At 66.6% G+C, this 6,489-nt stretch carries 8 protein-coding genes; 4 read left to right on the forward strand and 4 right to left on the reverse strand.

Annotated elements, in window-relative coordinates:
- Position 1: 1 nt before the first annotated feature.
- From Y704_RS0104600 to Y704_RS0104610, 3 genes are read right to left on the reverse strand one after another with little or no spacing between them, the layout of a single operon-like run.
- Entirely contained in the window at positions 2-1,219 is a 1,218-nt protein-coding gene (locus Y704_RS0104600; RefSeq protein WP_026549236.1) for an NAD(P)/FAD-dependent oxidoreductase, read from the reverse strand.
- A gap of 32 nt (positions 1,220-1,251) precedes the next feature.
- Positions 1,252-1,593, reverse strand: coding sequence for an MmcQ/YjbR family DNA-binding protein (locus Y704_RS19000; RefSeq protein ID WP_051476695.1), 342 nt, complete (start codon positions 1,591-1,593; stop codon positions 1,252-1,254).
- A gap of 60 nt (positions 1,594-1,653) precedes the next feature.
- Positions 1,654-2,205, reverse strand: coding sequence for a dihydrofolate reductase family protein (locus Y704_RS0104610; RefSeq protein ID WP_026549237.1), 552 nt, complete (start codon positions 2,203-2,205; stop codon positions 1,654-1,656).
- A gap of 165 nt (positions 2,206-2,370) precedes the next feature.
- Between Y704_RS0104610 and Y704_RS0104615 the strand changes: the two genes are divergently transcribed.
- From Y704_RS0104615 to Y704_RS0104630, 4 genes are read left to right on the forward strand one after another with little or no spacing between them, the layout of a single operon-like run.
- Positions 2,371-3,426 (forward strand): NAD(P)-dependent alcohol dehydrogenase, encoded by a 1,056-nt coding sequence (locus Y704_RS0104615; protein WP_026549238.1) that lies wholly within the window; start codon positions 2,371-2,373, stop codon positions 3,424-3,426.
- A 38-nt stretch (positions 3,427-3,464) separates the two neighbouring features.
- Complete coding sequence (locus Y704_RS0104620) at positions 3,465-4,073, forward strand: hypothetical protein (protein ID WP_026549239.1); 609 nt, start codon at positions 3,465-3,467, stop codon at positions 4,071-4,073.
- Positions 4,070-5,677 carry a GMC family oxidoreductase gene (locus Y704_RS0104625; RefSeq protein ID WP_051476696.1) on the forward strand — a complete coding sequence of 536 codons (1,608 nt, stop codon included), beginning with the start codon at positions 4,070-4,072 and terminating at the stop codon, positions 5,675-5,677. The genes Y704_RS0104620 and Y704_RS0104625 overlap by 4 nt, the downstream gene beginning before the upstream one ends.
- A 24-nt stretch (positions 5,678-5,701) precedes the next feature.
- Positions 5,702-5,992, forward strand: a complete 291-nt coding sequence (locus Y704_RS0104630; RefSeq protein WP_026549241.1) for a GNAT family N-acetyltransferase — start codon at positions 5,702-5,704, stop codon at positions 5,990-5,992.
- Here the strand turns inward: Y704_RS0104630 and Y704_RS19005 are convergent.
- On the reverse strand, positions 5,989-6,489 hold a 501-nt coding region (locus tag Y704_RS19005), incomplete at its 5' end, for an IclR family transcriptional regulator (protein WP_162149366.1). The genes Y704_RS0104630 and Y704_RS19005 overlap by 4 nt on opposite strands.

A 6,489-nucleotide genomic window follows, 5' to 3' on the forward strand; every position in this document is an offset into this window, starting at 1 on the left:
CTCAGGCCCTCCCCTTCAGGATGAGGTACCAGTACACCCGGGGCAGGAGGACCCGGTCCGCGAACCAGGTGAGACGCCGCTCCTTGGCCAGCCCCTTCCACAGGGGAATGGTGGGCTTGGCACGATACTTGTCGTCGAACTCCGAGAACACCACCGTCCCGCGGGAGACCGTGAACGGGCACGCCGAGTAGGAGTTGTACTTCCTCCTCGGCTTTTTGCCCTTCCGCACCGCCACCAGATTCCGCGCCAGCACCGCGGTCTGCATGCGGAGCGCCGCGCCGGACTTCGAGTTCCGCGTGGCCGCGGCATCGCCCAGCGACCACACGTTCCCGTAGCGCGGATGCCGGAGCGTTTGGGGATCAACCTCGACGAAACCGTCGGCATCCTCGGGCGCCGGGAGGCTTGTGGCCTTCAGCCAGTCGGGCGCCGACTGCGGCGGGACGGCGTGCAGCACGTCGTAGGGGATGTTCTCCGTCCCACCCGTGAGTGTGCTGCGCACGACGGCGGTGCGGGAACCGGCGTCGACCTCGGCCAGTTCGCTGCTGCAGTGCAGCTCGATACCGTATTCGGCGATCTTCCGGTTCAGTTCGGCGTCGATGAGCGGCATGCCGAAGACGGTGGGCGTCGGCACCACCAGCACCACGCGGATGTCCTCCAGGACGCCCTGCCCGCGCCAGTAGTCGCAGGCGAGGTACATCGGCTTCTGGGAGGCACCGGAGCAGGTTGCCGGACCCGCGGGCTGGGTGAACACCACGGTGCCCTTCCGCAGGTTCCGCAGCAGCTCCCAGGCCTTCGGGGCGAGCTCGAACTCGTAGTTCGACGCCCCGGACGGCGAGGCCATCGCTTCGGCGAGCCCCGGCACCGCGTCCCAGTCCTTCTGGATCCCGGGACAGACCACGAGGTGCCCGTAGGTGGCACGGGCGCCGGAGGCGAGCATCACGGTGTCCGTGCCGGTGTCGATCGCCGCAGCGGCGTCGCGGATCCAGGTCACTCCCTTCGGGATCACGTCCGCCTGGGGGCGGGTAGCCATTTTCGCCGGCGCGGTACCGCCGGCGATGTGCGAGAAGAGCGGCTGGTACAGGTGGTGTTCGCGGGGCTCGACGACGGCGACGTCCTTCACGCCGTAGCGCCGCAGCCGTGCAGCCAGCGAGATGCCGGCGTTCCCGCCACCGAGGATGACGACGTCGGAATGGTGCGTGGCGGGAAGAGGAGTCGTCATGGCTCGACCCTACCGCCCGGACGGCCCGGCCATCAGCCTGCTGTCAATTTCCCCCGCCATGTGGGGAACGGGTACGAACCTTCCGCAATGCGGTAGGACTCCTCGATGAGCTCGGATACCTCGCCAGGCCCGATCCGGGCGAGCCGGACCAGCACGAGGTTCGGTGACCGCTCGTGGTGCGGCGTGATGTAGTACACCCCGGGATCACTGGCGAGCAGCGCGTCCCGTTCACCGGTCTTCACGGTCAGGACGCCGTCCTCCCATATCCGCGCCACGAGCGTCCGGGCGAACCATGCGGGCTGCTTCCAGCTCGGGCGTTCGCTCACGCCGGGCAGCGCGAGGCAGATCCGTCGGACGTCGTCCTCAGTGGCCATGGCGGTGGGAGGACCCGTCGGAAGGCCCGCGGAGCGCGCCGGGTCCTGCGCGGCGGGACGTCACGGGCGCCGCACGCCGTACGTCAGGATCGCATTGCCCTTGCTGGTGATCGTGCTGTCCTGCAGGGTCAGCCGTGTCACCGGATCACCGGCTTCGAAGAGGCGGCGCCCCGACCCGGCAATCACCGGATGCACCATCAGCATGAGCGAATCCAGCAGGTCGGCGAACAATAGCTGCCGCACCACGGAGATGCTGCCGCAGACGCTGATGTTCCTGCCCTCAGCATCCTTCAGGTCCCTGACGAAGGCCTCCAGTTCCCCCTCGATCCGATGGGAGTTCTCCCACTCGAGACTGCCCTGAAGTGTCCGGGATGCCACGAACTTCTCGACGGGATTGATGAAACCGGCGAAATCGTCGTCCACCTGCGCTTTCGGCCAGTAGTCCGACCACTCCTGATAGCTTCCGCGGCCAAGGATCACGGTGTCGGTGGTGGCGATCATCGCGTCCATGCCGGCGCCGAGTTCGTCGTCGAAGCTGTCGAACTGCCAGAGGTGCGGCGACTCCACCACACCATCGACGGAGGAAAAAAGGCCGGCAGTGACTTTGCGCATGGTGATCTCCTCGAGGAACGGCGTACCGCAGAGTCAACTGACTTCGCCGAGGTTCGTCAAGAGGCAGCCGGTTCCTTCAGAAACCTGTCGGAATGTACACCCCTTCCCTTCTGCCGGAACGACAGACAGACTCTAACCACCACCCCTTCGATGCGCAGGAGGATCATGAAGGCTGTCCGTGTTCACCGGTACCGCGAAGATCCGTCAATCGACGACGTCCCGGAACCGAAGGTTGCAGGACCGTCGGATGTCCTCGTGAAGATCGGTGCAGCAGGGTTGTGCCGCACCGACCTGCACGTCGTCGAGGGCCAGTGGGATCCGATTCAGCACCCGACGCTCCCCTACATCCTCGGCCACGAGAACGCCGGCTGGGTGAGTGAGATCGGTTCCGCCGTTTCCAACGTGGCAGTGGGCGACACCGTGATCCTGCACCCCCTCGTCACCTGCGGACTCTGCCCCGCCTGCCGCGAGGGCCAGGATTCGCACTGCGCGAAAGCCACCTTCCCCGGCCTGAACGTCGACGGCGGCATGGCGGAGTATCTGCGCACCAACGCGCGATCCGTGGTGAAACTGGACGCAGGCCTCCAGCCCGCCGAAGTAGCGGCCCTGGCCGACGCCGGCCTCACCGCCTACCACGCGGTCCGCAGGGCCGTGCCCCTGCTGCCGCCGGGAACGCACGCCGTCGTCATCGGCAGCGGCGGTCTTGGGCACATCGGCGTCCAGTCGCTCAAGGCGCTCACCGCGGCGGAGGTGACGGTGGTCGACCGTTCAGCGGACGCCCTCGACCTCGCCCGCACCCTCGGCGCGGACTTCACCGTCAACTCCGCCGATCCGAGCGGAACCGCAGCCGAGCTGCTCGACATCACCGGCGGCGGCGCCCATGTGGTCTTCGACTTCGTGGGCGAGCACGGCACCGAGCCGCTGGGCATCGCGGCCCTGCAAAACCGCGGCAGCTACTACTCGATCGGCTACGGCGGCTCCGTGAACATCGACACGATCGAGATCATCTCGCGGGAGATCAGTGTGGTCGGCAACCTCGTGGGCACCTACACCGAGCTCACGGAACTCATGACCCTCACCGCACAGGGCAAAGTCACCCTCTCCACCCGGACCTACGACCTCGAGGACGCCGTCCAGGCGATGCGCGACCTCGACGCCGGCGAACTCGTGGGCCGCGGCATCCTGGTTCCGAACCTCGCTTCGTCACACTCCCATCAGTAGCGCAGCAACCGATCGAACAACCATAAGGGGCAAAAACAATGGCGTTCCCCGCAAAGTATTCCGCGCTCAATGAGCTTCAGCTGACCGAGGAGGCACGGCGCACGCTCACACGGATCATCCGGGTTGCCTTTCCGCACCCGACCATTCCGGACGGCCCGTACGAGCGCATGACCGACAAGATCGTGTCCGAAGCGCAGGAGTCCACGTGGTTCCGGGTGGCGCTGACGCAGGGTCTGCTCACCCTCAATACGCTGACCGAGGAGAAGTTCCTCGACCTCTCCGACGAGCGCGCGCTCGCGGTGCTGAAACGCATCAGCGACCTCGAGTTCTTCGGCTTCATCCGCCGCACCACGGTGCTGAATTTCTATGACGACGCGGAGGTCTGGAAGTACTTCGGCTACGAGGGCGAATCGTATCCCCAGGGCGGCTACCTGCACCGGGGCTTCGACGATCTCGACTGGCTGCCCGAGCCACGGATCGAGGAAAGTGACGAGGAGCTGACCGAGATCGGACCGCTCGGCTACGACATCGTCCGGCATCCCCCGGTGCGCGCGGAAGCTGCAGGCCAAACCGGCGGCGTCGAGCGGGATGAACAGTTTCCCGACCTCTTCCGGGGTTCCGACACCGGGAAGGCAATCACACCATGACCGCAGAGCTGAACAGCGCGGCAGCCGAACCGGCGTCGGCCCATTTCGACCAGGACGACGCCGACGTCGTCGTCATCGTCGGCTCGGGTGCCGGCGGCGGAACGCTGGCCCACGAGCTGACCGGCAAGGGCGTGAAGGTGGTGCTCCTTGAGGCCGGCGGACACATCCGGCACGAGGAGTACGTGAACAATGAGTGGGAGGCCTTCAACCAGATGGCCTGGCTCGATCCACGCACGACGTCGGGCAGCTGGCGTGTGGCACGCGACTTCCCGAACCTGCCCGCCTGGATCGTGAAGGCGGTCGGCGGCACCACGACGCACTGGGCAGGTGCGACACCGCGGTTCAAGGCGCACGAATTCAAGGCCCGCACTACCTACGGGCGGATCGACGGCGCGAACCTGCTCGACTGGCCGGTCTCCTTGGCCGACCTCGAACCGTACTACGAAAGGGCCGAGAAGAAGATCGGCACCACCCACCGCCATGGCAGGCCCGCAATGCCCGCGAACAACAACTACAAGGTGCTCGCTGCGGGAGCGGACCGCATCGGCTACCGCCACTACGCAACGGGCCCCTACGGCACCAACGCCGAGCCCTACGACGGACGGCCCGCGTCCATCCAGGACGGGTTCAACTTCCAGGGCGACAAGAACAAGTCCAAATGGTCGACCCTCGTCTCGGAGATCCCCAAGGCGCTGGGTACGGGCAAACTGGACCTGAGGCCGGACAGCCAGGCAGTCCAGATCACCCATACCTCCGAAGGCCGCGTGGACGGCGTGCTGTATGTGGACGCCGACGGAAACCTGCAGCGGCAGAAGGCCCGCGTCGTCGCGGTCGCCGGGAACTCCATCGAGACGGCGCGGCTGCTGCTGCTCTCGGGCTCACCGCTGTTTCCGGACGGCCTCGCGAACTCCTCGGGCCAGCTCGGCCGCAACTACATGCGGCACACCACCGGCTCCGTCTACGCGAAGTTCGATCGGCCCGTGCATATGTACCGCGGGGAAACGATGGCCGGGCTGGTGGCCGATGAGTCACGGCATGACGTCGACCGCGGCTTCTCCGGTGGGTACTACCTCGAAACCGTCGCGCTGGGGCCCGCGTTCCTCGCAAGCTTCATCGATCCCGGCGCATGGGGACCTGGTTTCGCGTCGCTTCTCGACGACTACGAGAACACCGCCGGCCTGTGGATCGTGGGTGAGGACATGCCGCAGGAAACCAACCGCATCACCCTGAACACCAGCGTGACGGATCGCCTGGGACTTCCCGTCCCGAACGTGCACTTCGACGACCATACGAACGACACCGCGATGCGGAACCACGGCTACCAGCAGGCATCCCTGCTGTACGAAGCGGTGGGCGCGCTGTCCTCGCACCACACGCCCCCGTACCCGTCAACGCACAATCTGGGAACCGCCCGGATGAGTGAACGCCCGGAGGACGGTGTGGTCAACAGGTTCGGCCAGGCGCACGATGTGAAGAACCTGTTCGTATCGGACGGCTCGCAGTTCACCACGGGAGCGGCGGCGAATCCGACACTCACCATCGTGGCGCTGGCCATCCGGCAGGCGGAGTACATCGCACAGCAGTTGGCCGCAGCGGCCATCTAGGGGAAGCACCCGAGGGAGGACCGAATGAGCAGCGCACCGGATCTGACGATCGCCGACAGCCCTGAGGAGAACCGCTATGTGGTACGCCACGCCGGCGAGGCCATCGGATTTGCGGCGTACCGCCAGGCTCCGGGCCGCGTCGTGTTCACCCACACCGAGGTGGACGAGGACATCGAGGGCCAGGGTGTCGGGAGCGCCCTCGTCCGTGCGGCCCTGGATGACGTCCGCGCCAAGGGCCTCGGCGTGACTCCTGAGTGCACCTTCGTTGCGGCCTTCATCCGGGAGCACACCGGGTACCAGGACCTGGTGCGCTAGAGCTCGAAATCCTTCGAGATGGTCAGCGCGGCCTCACGCAGCACCGGGACCGCCCGAGCCGCGAACGCCTCGTCGACGCGCGACACCGGCCCCGACACGGAAATCGCCGTCGGGGTGGGCGCATCGGGAACAGCCATGGCGAAACACCGGACGCCAATCTCCTGCTCCTCCTCGTCGATGGAATACCCGCGCTCACGGATGACCGTCAATTCCGCCAGCAGCTCCTCGACGGTCCGGATGCTCTTCTCCGTATGGGGAGGCATTCCCGCCTTCGCCACGATCCGCCGCACTGCGGCGTCGGGGAGCTGCGACAGCATGGCCTTTCCCACACCCGTGTCGTGGGCATGGGCACGCCGGCCCACTTCGGTGAACATCCGCATGGAGTGGGCCGAGGGTACCTGCGCCACGTAGACCACCATGTCGGCGTCCAGCACCGCCATGTTGGCCGTTTCCCCCAGGGTGTCCACCAGGTGCTTGAGCTGGCGGCTCGCTGGCAC

Source organism: Arthrobacter sp. Br18, from assembly GCF_000520555.1.
In the GTDB taxonomy this organism is placed as follows: domain Bacteria; phylum Actinomycetota; class Actinomycetes; order Actinomycetales; family Micrococcaceae; genus Arthrobacter_D.